14 protein-coding genes are annotated in these 18,033 nt (G+C 42.8%); 9 read left to right on the forward strand and 5 right to left on the reverse strand.

Annotated features, from left to right (window positions below):
* Positions 1 to 69 precede the first annotated feature (69 nt).
* The gene (locus BLU80_RS03650; RefSeq protein ID WP_139188076.1) at positions 70 to 1,086 is read left to right on the forward strand and encodes a hypothetical protein; all 1,017 of its coding nucleotides are present in this window, start codon (positions 70 to 72) and stop codon (positions 1,084 to 1,086) included.
* A gap of 21 nt (positions 1,087 to 1,107) precedes the next feature.
* Here BLU80_RS03650 and BLU80_RS03655 read toward each other — a convergent pair whose 3' ends face one another.
* Positions 1,108 to 2,559 carry an FxLYD domain-containing protein gene (locus BLU80_RS03655; protein ID WP_091393533.1) on the reverse strand — a complete coding sequence of 484 codons (1,452 nt, stop codon included), beginning with the start codon at positions 2,557 to 2,559 and terminating at the stop codon, positions 1,108 to 1,110.
* Between the two features lie 271 nt (positions 2,560 to 2,830).
* Between BLU80_RS03655 and gyrA the strand changes: the two genes are divergently transcribed.
* The 3 genes from gyrA to BLU80_RS03670 all read left to right on the forward strand — a co-directional run bounded on the left by gyrA (position 2,831) and on the right by BLU80_RS03670 (position 8,137).
* Complete coding sequence (gene gyrA, locus BLU80_RS03660; RefSeq protein WP_091393536.1) at positions 2,831 to 5,560, forward strand: DNA gyrase subunit A; 2,730 nt, start codon at positions 2,831 to 2,833, stop codon at positions 5,558 to 5,560.
* 70 nt (positions 5,561 to 5,630) lie between these two features.
* Positions 5,631 to 6,992, forward strand: coding sequence for a hypothetical protein (locus BLU80_RS03665; RefSeq protein ID WP_091393537.1), 1,362 nt, complete (start codon positions 5,631 to 5,633; stop codon positions 6,990 to 6,992).
* 545 nt (positions 6,993 to 7,537) lie between these two features.
* Positions 7,538 to 8,137 carry a hypothetical protein gene (locus BLU80_RS03670; RefSeq protein ID WP_091393540.1) on the forward strand — a complete coding sequence of 200 codons (600 nt, stop codon included), beginning with the start codon at positions 7,538 to 7,540 and terminating at the stop codon, positions 8,135 to 8,137.
* Between the two features lie 189 nt (positions 8,138 to 8,326).
* Here BLU80_RS03670 and rdgB read toward each other — a convergent pair whose 3' ends face one another.
* Together rdgB and BLU80_RS03680 are read right to left on the reverse strand one after the other, a co-directional pair.
* The gene (gene rdgB / locus BLU80_RS03675) at positions 8,327 to 8,920 is read right to left on the reverse strand and encodes an RdgB/HAM1 family non-canonical purine NTP pyrophosphatase (RefSeq protein WP_091393543.1); all 594 of its coding nucleotides are present in this window, start codon (positions 8,918 to 8,920) and stop codon (positions 8,327 to 8,329) included.
* Between the two features lie 16 nt (positions 8,921 to 8,936).
* Positions 8,937 to 9,500, reverse strand: coding sequence for a hypothetical protein (locus BLU80_RS03680; protein ID WP_091393546.1), 564 nt, complete (start codon positions 9,498 to 9,500; stop codon positions 8,937 to 8,939).
* Between the two features lie 52 nt (positions 9,501 to 9,552).
* Here BLU80_RS03680 and BLU80_RS03685 point away from each other — a divergent pair, with 52 nt between their 5' ends.
* The 4 genes from BLU80_RS03685 to BLU80_RS03705 all read left to right on the forward strand — a co-directional run bounded on the left by BLU80_RS03685 (position 9,553) and on the right by BLU80_RS03705 (position 14,602).
* Positions 9,553 to 10,617, forward strand: coding sequence for a branched-chain amino acid aminotransferase (locus BLU80_RS03685; protein ID WP_091393548.1), 1,065 nt, complete (start codon positions 9,553 to 9,555; stop codon positions 10,615 to 10,617).
* Positions 10,618 to 11,057: 440 nt separating this feature from the next.
* Positions 11,058 to 12,677, forward strand: coding sequence for a Na+/H+ antiporter (locus BLU80_RS03695; protein WP_244518712.1), 1,620 nt, complete (start codon positions 11,058 to 11,060; stop codon positions 12,675 to 12,677).
* 131 nt (positions 12,678 to 12,808) lie between these two features.
* Positions 12,809 to 13,741 (forward strand): helix-turn-helix domain-containing protein, encoded by a 933-nt coding sequence (locus tag BLU80_RS03700; protein WP_091393555.1) that lies wholly within the window; start codon positions 12,809 to 12,811, stop codon positions 13,739 to 13,741.
* A gap of 297 nt (positions 13,742 to 14,038) precedes the next feature.
* Entirely contained in the window at positions 14,039 to 14,602 is a 564-nt protein-coding gene (locus BLU80_RS03705; protein WP_091393658.1) for a transporter, read from the forward strand.
* A 335-nt stretch (positions 14,603 to 14,937) separates the two neighbouring features.
* Here the strand turns inward: BLU80_RS03705 and BLU80_RS03715 are convergent, their stop codons facing one another.
* A complete protein-coding gene (locus tag BLU80_RS03715) occupies positions 14,938 to 16,827 on the reverse strand; it encodes a DUF3472 domain-containing protein (protein ID WP_091393563.1) in 1,890 nt (629 codons plus the stop codon).
* 469 nt (positions 16,828 to 17,296) lie between these two features.
* Between BLU80_RS03715 and BLU80_RS03720 the strand changes: the two genes are divergently transcribed.
* Entirely contained in the window at positions 17,297 to 17,695 is a 399-nt protein-coding gene (locus tag BLU80_RS03720) for a VOC family protein (RefSeq protein ID WP_091393567.1), read from the forward strand.
* Positions 17,696 to 17,707: 12 nt separating this feature from the next.
* Here BLU80_RS03720 and BLU80_RS03725 read toward each other — a convergent pair.
* Positions 17,708 to 18,033 (reverse strand): IS30 family transposase (locus BLU80_RS03725; RefSeq protein WP_139188077.1); only part of this gene is annotated, 326 nt, incomplete at its 5' end.

Genomic DNA, 18,033 nt, shown 5'->3' on the forward strand with positions numbered 1-18,033 from the left:
GGGTAATTTTAAAAGGAGCATTACAATTACTTTATAAACAGTGGATAATCTAAACGTAGCGGCCTGCTTTTGAAACTTGTTGATAATATAAAAGTAGGGACGGGGATGACTGTGGCCCCGTCCGTTAACCGGCGACCGGACAGTTGCCTTATCTTATATTTCTTATTATTGTTTCAGCTTGGCACGAGTGCCTTGCATGCCCAGATAAGCCTTTCAACCGGGCAAAAGCAAAATAAACGGGTAGAGGTTATTATTTCCGGGTATATCTATGATACACATGCTGGTAAAAATCCGGTGACGGGCGCTATGATCAGGACCCTGGGTGGCCGAATGGTTAGATCGGACAAGGCCGGTTATTACCAGATTCAGGTACTTATAACAGACTCGGTTCAGTTTTATAATCCAAAGGACAGCCTTATCGCTGTTTATCCTGCCACTTATCTTCAGTTCTATCACCTTTTTAATGTCTATCTGGAAGAAAGAGAATTCTTTACGGGGCATGAGAATCAGGGTCATGAACTTCAGACGGTTAAAGTGACTGGCCGGGATTACAAAAAAGACTCTGCCATGCTCCGGTATCTGTACAGTGATATCTTTAATTATAAAAAGCCTACCCTGGGGGACGCAATCAAGGTGCCTAAGATTGGTAAAGTGCCGATTCCGCTGGCCATTGGCGTCAGTGTCTCAGGGCTTGTCCTCGCTTTACAAAACAAAAAGAAAAACAAGGAGGAGCGGATGAAGCGCTTTGCCCTTTACGCGGAGGATGAAGGTTATATACAAAACAGGTTGTCTTCCCACGCTATAGAATTATATACCGGCATTCAAAACGAGGACTCCATTAACTACCTCAGACTTTATTACCGGCCCACCGCCGCCAGGCTCAGAGAGATGAATGAACTCGAACTGGGGCAGTATCTGATAGAGCAGGCTCATGCTTTCAGAATAGGGAAGCTACCGGTGGGGGCACCTGCTTTTACCCGGTTTTTAAATAGTTGGGAAGCTGCTGATGGAAAGGATAAGGATTCAACGGTTCACGTACTGATGGATGAACCCGGCCCCGTGAAAAATCCGGACAACGAACCCTGATTTATCGTAAATGAGTACAGATCATTTTCCCATCAGGTAGACATTGTCTCCACTGATCAGCGATACTTTATAGGAAATTTTCTCCGCATTTTTACTGCTGGGCACTTTCAGGGTGGCGGATTTACCGGCTCCGATTTTACCGGTCTGCAGGGTCTCGCCCTGGACAAACTTGCCGTCTTTATCAAAATATTTAATTTCAACCACTGCGATATTTAAATCATCACTGGAAGTATTGTGTACTTTGATTTTCACATTTTTTATACCTGCTTCCGGTGTTTTGTTCAAGGAGAGGTCTACATAATCACCTATAGCTGCCGCTTTTTTTACGGGCGCCTTCTTCTCCACCTTTTTTTCAGGTTCTTTTTTGGCTGTATTGGTATTAGCGGTGGCAGGTGAGTCTTCCTGTTTAGGAGGGGCTACCGGTGTCGCGGTTTTGGTGGCCGCCAGATCAGTGGCCGCCTGTGGGCTGTCGGTTGCCGGCCGGGTTGTCTTAGCCGGTGGTGGCGTGGCTGCCATAGGGGCTGCCGTCTTGACGCTGGTGGCCACAGCCTTACTGCTATCATTTAGAACAGGCGTTGATTTTGCGCCTGCCAGGGAGTCTTTATGAACCGGTGCTTCGGCACTACCCGTTTTTACGGGAATCGCAGCCGGCCCTTCTGCCAGGTTGGACTTTTGGCTGGCGCTATCTGACGGAGTACCGGATTTTTGCTGGATGAGTGTCAATGAGTCTGCTCCGGAAAGATTACCCAGATTTGCGGAGGGACTGGTAAACTGCTTATACCCCCACCAGGCTAAAAAGCCAATGCCGCCGATAATGATTATCGGCAAAAAGAATTCTTTGAAAAAATGAGAATTTCTTGGGGGCGCCACAGCACGTACAGGCTTTGGAGTAGGGTGGTGGCGCACCTCTCTTAAAGGGGCGTCATCCAGACTTTGAACTCTTGCCTGAATTTTCTGTCCATGGTCCGAAGCGCTGGCGCTGTGGTGGTGACTGCTACTGTTTGCGTTGCCGGCAGCAGTGCTGCCTTCGGCAGGACTGCCTTTTAAGGGCGTGGTGATCTTAGCCCGTTCTTTCGCTTTTTCCGTGGATTGAACCTGGGTATGATCTGCCGGCGGTGTATATGTTGTTTTTTTCTTGGGTAGGGCAGAGGGCATCCGTTTAAAAGGAGAATTCGGCTGACTTTGAGCAGCAGCCCCTTTTTGGGGCGCTGCGGCCGGGTCCGTTTTCTGGGCCGTATCTGCGTTTTTGGCCGCTTCTTTTATTTCAATAAGCTGTTTGTCAGCTGTAAACTTATATTTAGGTTTTGGCTGACTTTGACTGGCTGTCATCAATTCAGGAAAATCCGTCAGTGATTTCCACTCGGAACTGCCATCGATTTTGATTAAATCGGTGGTCTGTAGCCCCTGGCTGAGTAATGCCTCTTTCGTAAGTGGGCCCTTGTCGATGTTATTTCTGCGTAGCCAGTACTGCACTTCTGTTTTAAAGGATTGACCTAAAAATAAGGAATTAAAGGAACTTAAAAAAACTCGTTATAAAATTAGTTATTTTTTATTCCCCTGTTAACTAAAAATATACTCCAAATAACTCATTAGCAATTATGTTGCCATTTTCCACAAGGCAAAAAAAAGAAGTGGATAATTTGGATAAGAAGGCCCTGATTTCGTGTCTTTTTAGGCATAATTTTCGTAGCTTTACGCCTTACATGCAAGGCGTAAATTTGCCTTAGATATTTTTAATTAATATATGGAAGAAAATAAAGATTTGTTACCCGAAGAAACGGGTGATCACGACCGGATAATTCCTGTCAACATCGAAACTGAAATGAAAACCGCTTACATCGATTACTCGATGAGCGTTATTGTCGGAAGAGCTTTGCCGGACGTTCGCGATGGGTTTAAACCCGTTCACCGCAGGGTTCTTTACTCCATGAATGAGTTAAGCAATCATAGCAACAAGCCTTATAAAAAATCCGCCCGTATTGTCGGGGAGGTGATGGGGAAATACCATCCGCACGGTGACTCTTCTATTTACTTTACGGTGGTGCGTATGGCGCAGGATTTTACCATGCGCTACACACTGGTAGACGGACAGGGTAACTTTGGTACGCAGGATGGAGACAGCCCCGCTGCCATGCGTTATACGGAAATCCGGCTGTCAAAGCTGGCGGAAACCATGCTGGAAGATATAGAAAAGGAAACCGTTGATTTTCATCCGAACTTCGATGATTCCCTTCAGGAACCCAGTGTGCTGCCTACCCGTATTCCTCAGTTGTTGCTCAATGGTTCCAGCGGTATCGCCGTTGGTATGGCCACCAATATGATGCCGCATAACCTGACAGAGGTGATTGATGGTTGTCTGGCCTATGTTGCTGACCGTAGTATAGCCATTGAAGAGCTGATGAAAATCGTCAAGGCCCCTGATTTTCCGACCGGAGGAATAATTTTTGGCATGGATGGCGTACGCCAGGCCATGATGACCGGTCGTGGAAGGGTCATGGTTCGCGGTAAATGTCATGTAGAAACCAAAGAATCGGGCCGTGAAAAAATCGTTATTACCGAAGTGCCTTATCAGGTCAGCCTGGACGGGTTAACGGATAAAATCGGTAAACTGGCGACCGATAAGACCATTGAGGGGATTGCCTATGTAAACAATGAAACCAGTAAACGCGGAGGTATCCGTATCGTGGTGGAATTGAAAAGAGACGCTGTAGCGAATGTAGTAATCAATCAATTATACAAGTATTCTGAACTCCAGACCAGTTTTGGTATCAATAACGTGGCTATCTGCAAAGGCAGACCGCGTACTTTAAACCTGAGACAGCTGATCACTGAATTCATCGATTTCAGGATGGAAGTGGTGATCAGACGCTCTAAATTCGAATTAAGAAAAGCAGAAGAAAAAGAGCATCTGTTAAGAGGCTATCTGATTGCCCTGGATAACCTCGATGAGGTGATTCGTATTATCCGGGAATCTTCTAATCCAGCCATTGCCAAGGAAAACCTGGTTGCCGCTCAGATTAAACTGAAGAACGCTCAGGTAATTCAATTATTGGGTGAGGCTACAGCCAATGAGTTTTTGGATGAAGTACAGGCGCAGGCCATTCTTGAAATGCGCTTGCAACGTCTGACCGGCATGGAAAGAGATAAGATTCAGGCAGATTATAATGAATTGATGGCCTTTATTGCCAAATTAAAACATTTACTGGCGGATGAGGATGCCCGTTATGATGTCATTAAAGAAGAACTGACGGAGGTTAAGACTAAATTTGGCGACGAGCGAAAGAGCCAGATTGAATATAACGCCAGTGATATCAGCATTGAAGATCTGATTGAAGAAGAAGACGTCGTGATTACGATTTCTCATCTGGGATACATTAAAAGAACCTCCGCCTCTGAATACCGCCAGCAAAAACGCGGCGGCCGTGGCGGAAAAGGCGCTGCTACCAGAAATGAGGACTATGTAGAGCATCTGTTTGTGGCCTCTACGCATGATACCATGATGTATTTCACAGAAAAGGGTCGATTATTCTGGTTGAAAGTCTATGAAATACCGGAAGGGGAGAAAAATGCAAAAGGTCGTGCCATTCAAAATCTGATACAGATCCCGGGTGATGACAAGGTCAGAACCATCATCAACGTTAAGAAACTAACGGATGAGACCTATGTTGAGAATCATTTCGTAGTGCTGTGTACCAAAAAAGGTATTATTAAAAAGACCGCCTTAAAGGAATTCAGCAGACCAAGGGCTACAGGCGTAAATGCCATAACGGTTAATGAAGGTGATGAGTTACTGGATGCGATGCTTACAGACGGTGAAAGTGAAATCATGCTCGCTGTGAAAAGCGGCCGTGCCATTCGTTTCCCCGAAAGTAAAGTAAGGGCGACCGGCAGGGGAGCGATAGGTGTCACAGGAATTGAAGTGGATGCCACCGATGACGAAGTCATCGGTATGATTAATGTCGACAAAGAAGATAAAGATCATACTGTATTGGTTGTCAGTGAGAAAGGATATGGAAAAAGAACCAGAATCGTGGACGAAACCGGAGAGGATGTCTACCGCGTTACCAACCGGGGCGGAAAAGGTGTTAAAACCATTAATGTAACGGAAAAAACTGGCAAGCTTGTTGGTATATTAAACGTTACAGAACAGCATGATCTGATTATAACCTGTAAATCAGGGATTACCTTACGTACGGATGTGGCTGCCATTAAAGAAGCAGGCAGAAATACACAAGGCGTCATTTTGATTCGTTTAGATGAGGGGGATGAAATTGCGGCGATCTCTAAAATAGACGAACAGCAAATGGAGGAAGAAGACTCTGCTGAAGATCAGGAGCAGATGATAACGGACGCTGCAGCAGATCTCAGCACTCAAAGTGAGGACGCTTCCCCTGCACAAAGCAGTGGTGACGCTTCCCTGGATGATCAAAATGAGCAGAATGCAGCAGATACAGAGGATGACGAAACAGCATAAGATGTAAGTCTAGCGGAATAATCAAATCAATATTTAATTAAAAGACATTCAGTTAACTAAAAAAAACAAAATGAAAAGGATTGTATTCTCATTTTTGCTTCTAGGTATAACAGCCGGAGCATGGGCACAAAAACCGGTCAAGTTTAAAAAGGATGATGTCCTTAAACTTTTGGCGGAGAAGAAATACGGTGACGCAAAAGATCTGATCGACAAGGTTTTGGCCAATCCCAAAGAGCAGGATAATAAAGAGGCGATTACTTATAAAGCAGTAATTTATGCAAATCTGGCAACAGACTCTGCACTGGCAGGAAGTAATCCGGATGCCTTACAGACAACTGCTACCACTTTAGATCAGTTAAAACAAAATACGGACACGGCTGCTTTTAATAAACTGATGCGCGAAGATCAGGGTATTAATGCGGTTTCTGTTGTTTATTCCAAAGCCTTCAACAACGGGCTTTCTGATTTTAAAGACAGCAAATGGGATGATGCCTATAAAAATTTTCATACAGCTTATTCCTGGGCAGATTATATCACCAAAAACGGATTTAGTCAGAACCCCGACAGAAATGCGATAGATACTTTTACGGTTCTTTACACCGGCTTTGCTGCACAGAATGCTTCCGGTTATGATCAGGAAAACGGTGGCACTTTTAAGAACCCGGCCATGGCTGATTCTGCAATGGCTATGTATACGCTATTGGCTGACCGCAACATCGCTACTAAAGATATGCCGGCCATGTATCAGTATATGGTTCAATATTATCAGGCTAAAAAAGACAAGGAAAATGCTGCAAAGTATTTAGACATTGCCAAAAAAGCTTATCCTGATAAAAATGATCTCTGGAGCCAGATTGAAACGCAGGCTATGCTGTCCGGAGGTAATGTCAATGACATTATCGCTAACTATAAGGAAAAAGACGCAGCCGGTCAGATGACGGAAGCCCAGTATGTAGAAATTGCACAGACCCTGGCTAATGCAGAAAAGTCCACAAAAGATACTGCTGAAATCGCGGCCGCAAAAGCAGCTTCCATTGATGCCTATCAGAAAGCGTTTAATCTGGGACATAACGGTATTTATGCTTTCAATGTGGGGATTTTAAATTATCAGAGATTCAGTGAACTGGATGATGAGTTCTTTGCAAATAAAGGGGAAGAAGCAGCCAAGAAAGCAAAAAGAGATGCTATTGAAAAAGAACAGGCTCCTTTAGCAGATACCTCCATTGCCTGGTTGACCAAGAGCTATGATGTTTTATCCGCTAAGCAGGACAGAGATAAAAATGAATCTGTTTCTTTGAACCGTGCAGTGGACATCATTGCCAATTTATACAACTGGAAAATGAATAAAGCCAGAGGTCATGATCCGAAAGCATATGACCAATATGAAGCTTTATTTAAAAAGTTCGATTCATTACATGAGACCTTTAAATAGGCGTTGAAATCATAAGTCGCAGGATGTATCATCTTGAGCCGAAAACAAAAACGCAGGTTCAGAAAATAGGTTTTCGGCCAAAAGCAAGATAGATAAAAAACTGCCTGACCTAAAAGAGTCAACAATTAAATTCCCTGGGGCATTTAATTGTTGACTCTTTTTTTATTGGATAGACCGGAAAGCGGGAAAAGTAATGACTGGTTGAAAATCAGTCGTTTTATTTTGGGGGCAACGGTTTGAAAAAAGGTATTTCTGATAGGTCACTTAATCGGTATATTAATTGCTAAAGCAGCTGTGTATAAGGCGATTTGGAATTAAAAATGTGGCAGGTGCTGAAAATTATTCGGTGAAATCGAATTTTTTTAGGGTAGCGCTATTAAACTTTTAATACTAAAATACAATCTATATAAACAGAAAAAGATAACGCAAAGGCGCGTGGCCACCGCTTCTTATGTTTTCTTTTCCCATGCGTCTCTTTGGTTTTTTGGCGTTTTTAAAATCAGAAATCCTGATGCATGATTCCATCATCTGTAAAAGGTAATAACATGAAAAAAGCAATTTATATTTGGATTCTTTGTTTGGGTGGCCTGTTTTTAAGTCAGCAAACAATGGCACAAAGAGGTCACGGGACCAGAGAGCACAATAATAATAAATCTTATAAGCAATCTCAGCGTAACCGTCGTCAACAGGTAAAAGCCTATAAACAAAATAACAGAGCGCATTACAATAATAGAAATAATTATAGCCGTAATGACCGCCGGGTGTTTGCGCCTAACAGAGGACATTATAATAACCGTCCACAGCCCGTTTATCGGGGCAGAAGGATCGCACGTGCTCCGGTAGGACATGGCGTTTTCCGTCCTGCACCATGGGCTGCCAGACATCATTATGGTTATGACAGACATGTCTATTTTCCCGATTATCATGCCTTTTATGATGCACGCAGACACGGGTATGTCTACAGACATGGTGGTCGTTGGATTTTTTCGCAGGCGCTCCCAAGCTTTATGGTTGGATTAAACTGGAATAATGTAAGGCTGCAGTATTTGCAGGGAGTTCCTATGACGGCTTATCCGCAGGATTATTACGATACCTATGTTAACAGATATCCTGCTTTATCCTTTAATCTGAATGTAAATCTTTAAGGGAGAATACCCAAAGCAACAAAGTCCAAAAGGTAAGCACTGCGGCTTTGAAAAAAACTTAGTTCTGGGATCTTTGAATCTTCAACTACGTTAGTCAGTGGCTACCATAAGTATAGAGAAGGGCGAACCGTCACCATTAATTTGTTGGCGGTTCGCTTATTTAAGAAAAGAGAACACAGGTGTATGCTCTTAGTTAAGCTCGCCAATTTTACTTTTTAGAAATTCAATGAGTTGCGCCGTGGCTTTTTTACGGTGACTGAATTTGTTTTTTTCATCCAGGGTCATCTGGGCAAAACTACGTCCGTCGCCGCCTTCCGGAATAAAAACAGGATCATAGCCAAAACCGTCACTACCTTTTTGGGTTTCACTGATGGAGCCGGGACAAATACCCTCAAAATAATAGGTCTGATGATCCCATATCAGGGTAATGACGGTTCTGAAGCGGGCCCCGCGATTTTCCTTGCCACTTAGATTGTGCAGTAATAAGTCTATATTTTGCTGATCGCTGGCTTTTTCCCCTGCATAGCGCGCACTTTTAACGCCAGGCGCACCATTAAGAGCGGGGACCTCAAGGCCGGTATCCTCACTAAAGCAATTTTTTCCGGTTAAATGATGGATGGTCTGGGCCTTTTCCAGCGCATTATCTTCTAAAGAGTCATGAGGCTCCGGTATCTCAATAATAATCCCGGCCTCTTTCAGGGGCAATATTTGGAGTTTATCCCCGACGACATTTCTGATTTCTTTAACCTTATTCGGGTTATTGGTGGCAAAAATTAGTTCCATGATAGGGCAAAAAAGGTTAGGCTTTTAATTGAAAAAAGAGTTGCAGCGCATTCCAGAGTTTCGTTTTCTCCGCTTTTGCCTCCGCGGTGGGGCTCATCATCTGCGCGAGCGGTGCGGCCAGCATTATTTGACTGGCTCCCACAGTCTGAGGCTGATAATTGGGGAAATTAAATTGTAATTGCAACTGGGCCGGACTCAGGCCGAACAAAATAAACTGATGACAGCCCGGATCGGCGATGAGTTCCTCCAGGCTGCGGGGTGTCCGGATGTAATTGATCAGGGCAATATCATCTATGCTCAATTTGCAGGCCTTTAATATATTGGTCAAAAATTCAAGCTCTTTGTCTTTTATTAGTTGACCGGATTTGTCGGCTATTAAAACCGCTATCTGACGGTTATTTGAACCCAGGTACCATTTTGGAATATCCACCTGTTTTTCCGCAATATTTGGCTTTTCTGGTGAATTTATTTCATTACCTTTGACTACCAATTTTGCTGAAGGCGGGGTTGATGGTTCTGTAATAACGAGCGCGTCTTTATATAATCCGGCTAACACGAATTCAGGCAATTGCGTATCCATAATTATTGAATTATAAACATTTGGTCAAATATACATTTAAATTTCAGATTTTATGAGTGAGTCTTTAGCAATTAAAGTTTCCAAAACTGATTCCAGCCGGTTGCCACAGGTGGAACTTAAAAATATTCATTTCGGGCATGTTTTCACAGATCATATGCTGGTGGCCGATTACGCAGATGGCAAATGGCAGTCTGTAGAGATTAAACCTTATCAATCATTAAGTTTTGCCCCTTCACTGGCGGCCATCCATTATGGGCAGTCCATATTTGAGGGTATTAAGGCATATAAAAACGCCAATGGGGAAGCGGTTATCTTTCGTCCTGAAGAAAATTTCAACCGATTCAATGAGTCCGCTGTCCGCATGGAAATGCCGGAAGTTCCGTCTGAGATTTTCATGGAGGGATTAAAACAACTCATTAATCTGGATAAAGAATGGATTCCGGCCATGGAAAATCATTCTTTATATATCCGCCCTTTCATGTTTGCAACGGATGAATTCATTGGGGTGCGTCCTTCTGCTACTTATAAATTTATTATCATCCTGAGTCCTACAGGTCCTTATTATGATAAACCGATGCGCATTGCGGTGGAGGAAAAATATACCCGTGCAGCACCAGGTGGCGTAGGAGAGGCGAAAAATGCAGGAAACTATGGTGGCAGCCTGAAACCTGCGCAGGACGCTGTCAGAAACGGTTATGATCAGGTGCTTTGGACAGATGCATTTGAGCATAAATGGCTCCAGGAGGTAGGAACCATGAATGTCTTTTTTGTACTGAAAAATGCGGTCCTTACCCCTTCTTTGGAAGAGGGAACCATTTTAAATGGGGTAACGCGTAAAAGTGCGATTGTCGTATTGAAAGAAATGGGCTTAAATGTGGAGGAAAGAAGAGTCAACGTGGAAGAGTTAATTGAAGCGTACGATAAAGGCGAGTTTATCGAAGCCTTTGGAACAGGTACGGCTGCTACGATCTCCAGAATTAAGGAATTGAGTTATAAGGGGCATCATATGGTTTTTGATTTAGAAAAAACCCAGGTGTCTCAGCAATTAGCCAAAAGATTAAATGATATCCGTCTGGGCGTATCTGAGGATAAACATGGCTGGATTACCAAATTATAAAAGGCCATAAGTTCGCTCTAACTGTCTGATAGAGCCGATATGATTCTGGTACTGAAAACCACCGGTTTACAGTTATTATAAGCGCAGCGTCCTTTCACTATAAATTAGTAGAAGGCGCTGCGCTTTTTTAATTTTATGGGAAATCGCTTGACCTCCGCTGTTTTCAGCGGAATTTTCCCTGATTTTTCTTATTTTTGTTGGGTGTACTAATAGTCAGTAATGACTGATTGTGAATAGAATAGCAACTTTCTTACTGAAATTGGTTATTAGAACCAAAGGATTAACTCCACAGTTAGAAGAAGTTAAATATTTAATGCTTAGGATGCATCTTTTTCATGATGGAGTAGTAAAGCTTGCATCTGTAAATCAGTTTACTGCTGGATATCTAAAAAGAGAAAACAGACAACCATTTTTAAACCAACTTATTAAGATCTATATATATGGGCCATGAAAACCTGATACATCAGAATCTACTGTTGATTTTGGCTTTATTTTTCGCAATGGCGATCCTCTATGTACTGAGCCAGCGGCTCAGGATTTCCTATCCTATATTTTTAGTGATAGGCGGTTTGGGGATAAGTCTGATTCCCGGGGTGCGACCTATTAATATTGATCCGGATCTCATTTTCTTAATCTTTTTGCCTCCACTACTTTTTGAAGCAGCGTGGTATACTTCCTGGAATGATTTCTGGAAGTGGAAGCGTTCTATCTTTTCTCTTGGATTTGGCCTGGTCATCATGACTTCTTTGGCTGTGGCATTCTTCTCGGTTAATATTATTCCGGGGTTTACTTTTGCGCTTGGCTGTTTATTGGGAGGCATTGTGTCGCCCCCGGATGCAGTTGCGGCCACCTCTGTTTTAAAAGGCCTTAAAATGCCCAGAAGAGGCCTGGTTATACTGGAAGGGGAGAGCCTGGTCAATGATGCAGCCTCTCTGACGGTTTTAAGATTTGCTATTGCCGCTATTTTAACCAGTCAGTTTGTTTTCAGGGTGGCTGCCACCAATTTTATGATCCTGTCCGTGATGGGTATTTTTGTAGGTCTGGTCATTGCGCATCTGCTGTATTTTATATTAAGATACTGGGCAAAGTCATCCAGTATTACTACGCCCATTACTTTAATTGCTCCTTATATCATGTATGTGGTGGCGGAATATTTTAACTGGTCGGGTGTGCTTGCCGTGGTCAGCGGCGGGTTATTCCTTTCTTTTAGGTCCAGTGATTTTTTAAACTACCACACGCGTCTGCAAACGGAGGAAGTCTGGGCCACCATCGGCTTTTTATTAAACGGTTTCGTATTTATTCTGATAGGCCTTGAACTAAAACAAATCATTCATAGCCTGGAAGGATATTCCATTGAAGAGGCGATACGCTATGCACTGGTCATTAGTGTGATTGTCATTGTCATAAGGATCATCCTGGTTTACTTGGCACTTTTTCTGCCCAGAATACTGTCTTCAAAAGTACGTAAGGAAGAGCGCAGCCCTGGATTTAAATTACCCTTTGTGATCGGGTGGGCAGGGATGCGTGGCGTGGTTTCCCTGGCATCGGCCCTGGCCATTCCCATAACTTTATCAGACGGTACTGACTTCCCGCATAGAAACCTGATTTTATTTATCACCTTTGTGGTGATTTTGGTGACGCTGGTTTTTCAGGGGCTTACCCTGCCTCTATTTATTAAACTGTTGAAACTAAAAGAAATCGATGATTATCGGCCTGAGGTTGAACAGCTGGAAGAAATACGTTTAAGACTGGCCAAAAGCTCTCTGAATTATATCGATAGTCATTATAGTGAGGAATTGCAGGAATATGAAAGTCTGGCTAAAACCAAGGAGCAGATTATGCGCAATATTACCATGAGTGAGCTGAATTTATCAGAACAAAATGATGAGGCCACCGCAAGGTCTGAACGAAAATTAAACCGTAGGGTATTGCAGGAACTGGTCAAATTACGGCGCTCAAACCTGCATACCATTAAAAATGAAAAGAAATACGATGACAGTGTTATAAGAGATATGGAACACACTTTGGATCTGGAAGAAGCCCGCCTGGCTAAGTTTTAAACTTTTGCTAAAGCGTGTCACTTACCGATAAGGGGAGGGGGTTTACCGTTTTATAGCTGGAATTCAGCATTCTATGGTTCAATGGGAAAATAAAGGGCGTATCTTTGCCAGTGAAAAACAAAAATTATCCTATGAACATCCTTCCTAAACCGACGGAGTTAAAGGAACTGGTAAAGACAGTTGCAATAAGGGATGCCATTCAAAGAAAATGTGGTGCGGAAAATGAAACAGCCTTACCGGATAGCGAGGCAACACATAATTTAGCCATTCTTAAAACTACCTGTAAAATAGTAAAGACTGCCCCCTACAGACTTGATCATTTTGCGATTGTGCTTTGTCTGAGTGGAACGGCCAAAATGTCTTCAGGACATTTTAATTTTAGTGTTCGTCCCCATAGCCTGCATTTTATTTTTCCAGGTATGATTAATGTTATTGAACAGAGTACGGATGATTTTGAATTGTACATGGTATTATTCACCCGCGACTTTTTTGCAGATATGTATCTGAAGGAAGCTGTGTTGGAAAATATTTTGGATCAGACTCCGGACTTTCCGCCCATCAGCATGCTTGATGATGACTTATTTATAAAGGTAAAAGGCCTTTTTGGGGATATGTATGAAGAATACAAAAACCAGGAAAAATTTCATGTTAAGCTGATCCAGTCCATGCTGATGCAACTCTTTTATCTTTCCGGCAGAATATTCCAGGATGAAATTCAAAGCCAGCCTGCGCTGGCCTCCAGAGGACATCAGCTCTTTCAGCAATATAAAAAAGCCGTAGATGAAAATTTTATGGATCAGCGCACGGTTCAGTGGTATGCAGAGAAACTGTTTGTAAGTGCGGGGTATTTGGGTGAAGTTGTAAAAAAGGAAACAGGAGAAACGGCCATTAAAATTATCCATCGCAGAATTTATCTGGAGGGGTTGTATTTATTGAACTATTCTCAATTAAGTGTGAAAGAGATTTCTGATCAATTGAATTTTGATACCCCTTCTCATTTTTCCAGATTCTTTAAACAATTTGCCGGATATACGCCGACAGCACTGAAAAAAAATATTGCTTAATACCTGCCCTTTATTATTCGGGTATATACTTAAAAGATTGGAAAAGGTGATGGATGAAATGAGCAATATCCATCACCTTTTCTATGCAAAAAAGCGCCATCAGATAGCAACTTCCTTTATGTAGGTAGTAATCACAACAAGATAAAGTACAGCCTGAAAATTGGTCTTTTTTACCCAAATATTGGGATTGATTAAGGGCTTGCCCCGCTATACCTTTGCCTTGTCAATGAGATAATCAAACTGCAGTTTTAAATGGATTAACGACATTGATTTTAATTGATCTAAAAAATGAAAAAGATGAAAATTTTAAACAAAATAGCCGTTTTATCACTTGCATTGGTACTTGGACTTACCATTCATGCAAATGCACAGAAAACTTATGATCGTTCTGGTATCCAGCTGAGCGTGGGCCCGCAGGCTTCACTGCCACTTGGAGACTTTAAAGATGCTTACGACTGGTCAATCGGCGGAAGCGTACAGGCTGATTTTCCTGTGTTGAAAAACGATTTATATGTAGTCGTAAATGCAGGGTACAATAACTTCTTTGCAAAAGAAGGCGTAGGAACAGGTAAAGACCTGGGTTTAATTCCGGTAAGTGCCGGTCTTAAATATTATTTCCCTTCTACAAACCTGTATGTACAGGGTACAGCCGGTGTGAGCTTTTTAACCAGCAAAGATGATGTTGCAGCCGATAAATCTGCCGCTTTTGTCTATAGCCCTCAGGTCGGTTATTTGATTAATCTGGGTGGTCGCAATGCGCTGGATGTTGCCGTCAAATTTGAAGGTGACAGCAAGATTTATGATGCAGGCAAATCAAATAACTTCCTGGGTCTGCGTGTAGCTTACAATTTTGGACTTTAATCATTACTGATATAAATGTTATAAAGAAGTCTGATAAACATCCCATATTTTGGATTTTGTTTTTCGGCCACCTGTATTCCTGCAGGTGGCTTTTTTATGAAGGAGCAGAAAGGCAGGATACCTTTCTTTTTTGATTGAAAAAAAAGAAAATTGCCAGGACCTTTCGCAAATAATTTTAAGTACGCATCCATTAACTAATAAAAACAGACCGGACGCCAGGCGCCAGGTCTGCATGCTGTTTGCTGCTGCCTTTACTTGGCCATCTGATTAAGGTATTAATGACTTAGATGGCAGATACTCATTTGTAAACAAGTATCATAAGGTCCTGTTGAAAATTATTTTTTAATAAAGGACTGTCGGTCTTTGTTATGAATTAAATGATATATGCCTGCGGGCAGATCTCCTATATTGATCTGGTAGACACTTGCCCCGTCTATTGTGCTTTGTTTTTTTACCAAAACGCCTTTATTATCATAGATGAGAATAGCACTCTTGTTTGTTTTATCCGGGGTATTTATCCGTACTTTCAGTTTGTTTTGGGCAGGACTGGGCCAGAGCGAAAAACCGGAGGAGTTCCTGGTCTTCAGCAATAGGGCTGAATGGGAAGTGGCGGCTGTATTTTGCTGGGGCTGGTCTGCAGGCTCGAGTATCCATCTTTGATTGGCAGACCCCTGAGTGCCGTTGGTTGCATATATGATCATTTTAGTCCCATCTGCGGAACTGCTTCCCGGATTATCTAAAACAAAATGGTTACTCATATTGCTTTGTATAAGATAAGTGTCAGTGGCAACCGGAATTAAGTTCCATTGCTGATTGGTACCGCCTGTAAGGCTATATTGAATGGGTTGCGTACCGGAAGTCTGTGTGCTGGCTGGTAAATCTATGGCTTTACTGCTTTTTTTATTAACCAGGTTATAGGATGATCCTGCATTTTGTATCTTCCACTCAAAGGCGGAACTATTGTTGCCGGTATATTGAACGATGTTTTTAAGATTATCTGTGGCAGAATCTTCCACGGCTAAATATTTGCCACTGGCTGCGTTTTTTATTCTGTAATAGCCTGTGTCAATAGCGTCTGCAACAATAAAACTGTTGGTGACGGCTGTGGACGGCTGATTGAAAATATCCCTGATCGTTACTTTAGCGGTATAAGTACCTGCAGGTAGCTGGGTATTTAAGGTGTCTTGTCTTCGCTCGGGCAACGTATCGGTATAAGAGGCAAGTATTTGTTGGTTGTTATCCAAAATTTCCACAGTGGCACTTAACTGCGGACTTTTCTTGGAATTATCTGTCCAGGAAACGATAACCTGCTGACTTTGGTAGACAGCGCTAACGCTGCTTACTTCACCGGTGGTGAGCGTGGGAGCGTCCCCCTGACCTGTTTGCGCCGGCAAATTTAAGGTACGACCGGTCCCAAAGGCGGCGTCCGGTGTCGTGCTGCCGCCATGGACCATAAAGTAAGCGTCCTCGCTGCTATCATAGCCGCTGTTAAATGCCCGGTCATAAATGCCATTCCGGGCAGAGTCGCCCGCATTGGCGCTAAAATAACGACTCGTGTGTTTTTGCCATACTCCGGCAGTATTCAAACTCCAGCAATCTTTAAAAAATGCTTTACGGACATAACGACCGTCTCTGTCGCTGCCCGACCCGGTCCAGTTTTCCAAAAATGCATCATTATTTTGCCCCAGGTAACCTGACTGATCCGGTACGGATAAAGTGGCCGTATGGAACCATTCACCGGAACTTAAGTTCTGTATAAACGTGGCTACATGTAAACGGCCACCGGATTTCCAGGCACGGATAACCTGGTTGTACCAGGTATTGAGTACCCAGTTATATGGATTTATAGACTGATATCCATCGCCTTCTCCACCAAATCTGCCCGTATAGGTGTTGGTGGCAGCGTAATCCACCTGCGAATATATGCCGCCTGCCGTATTGGGATCCCATAATGAAGAAATAAGCGTATGTGAGCTGCCCTTTGAACTGTCTGGGGTATGTTGCAGACCGCCGTATCCTCCGTTAAAGCTATTCATCTCAAAATAAGAGGCGAAAGCGGTCTGTGTAATTTTAATTTTGTGCATCTTGACAATGGCATCAGAAGGAAAATAGAACACCAGGTGCTCAGAAGGGGCAGCCCCCTGAGCTTTTGCCGGCGCAACCGGCACAAGGCTCAGGTATAAAAGCCCGAGCATCATTAAAACAACGTAGAATTTTTTTTGCATTTGTGATATTTTTGAAGGTTAAAGAAAGCATTATTTTATTCCGGTAAGGGAAAGTGCAGGCCATAAAAATCCGGGTAGTGACAGCCATCACTATCCACTATTGACGATCTACCTTAAAAAGTAACGACTTCACGATTTTCTCTGCACTACGGACAGCAATGATCTGTCTATGTTGGTAAAAACGGATTTACCTCACTAAACAGGACTCCTTATCCTTTACGCTAAATACCGTTGGCATTCATAACAGACGGGCTTTTGCTGCAAGGAATTATTTGTTTCAAAAGACGCAGCGATTATCCGTGACCGGTTAAAAGTAATCGCCTTTTATTTTAACACATTAAAACTAAAGGATTAAAACTGGAAAACATACAATCAATCGTTTGCGCAATTTACAAATCTAATTATCTTTAAGCTTACATACATCCCGGCGGTGGCAGTGTGTGCCGCTGGTATTAAAAAGTCAAATCTTATGTTTCAAGCAGTCCAGATAAGAATAGCCAGACCAACCCTAAGATTGGAGGCCCTAGCAAAGTTTTACCAAATGGGGTTGGGTATGGTGCTTACCGGCCAGTTTTCAGATCATGATGGCTATGATGGCATCATGCTGGGGATGCCGGATAATAAGATCCATTTGGAATTTACCAGCCATACCAACCTAAAGCAAAAGGATTTGCCTCGGCCGACCAAGGAACATCTCTTGGTTTTATATTTTGATAACCCCGCCAACTATCAAAAGGCCACTAACCGGCTTCGGGGCTTGAATTGCCATCCGGTATCACCGGAAAATCCATATTGGGAGGGAAAAAGTGAAACCTATGAAGATCCCGATGGCTGGCGCGTGGTATTATTTAACGGGGTATTTGGCTAACAATACCTGTGTTCAAGGAATAAGTGCAACGCTACCTTCGAATCGTAAAAATACTTCATTTGCGGTGGCATAGCCAAATTTTCTTATTGGTCTGTTATTGATCGCCTTTTCGACCCTTTTTATTTCCTTGTTATCAATTTCATTAAAGTCAGTTTTTTTGGGGAAGAATAGTCTGATTATTCCGTTCCTGTTTTCAATTGTCCCTTTGTCTTGTGACGTATATGGCCTTGTGAAGTAAGTCTTGACATCTAATGCTTTTGCAATCTCTTCATGTTGTGCGAATGCCAAATCGTTGTCAAAAGTCATTGTTTTTATCGGTGGGTATTTTTTCATTCTTT

This window comes from Arachidicoccus rhizosphaerae (assembly GCF_900107765.1).
GTDB lineage: Bacteria > Bacteroidota > Bacteroidia > Chitinophagales > Chitinophagaceae > Arachidicoccus > Arachidicoccus rhizosphaerae.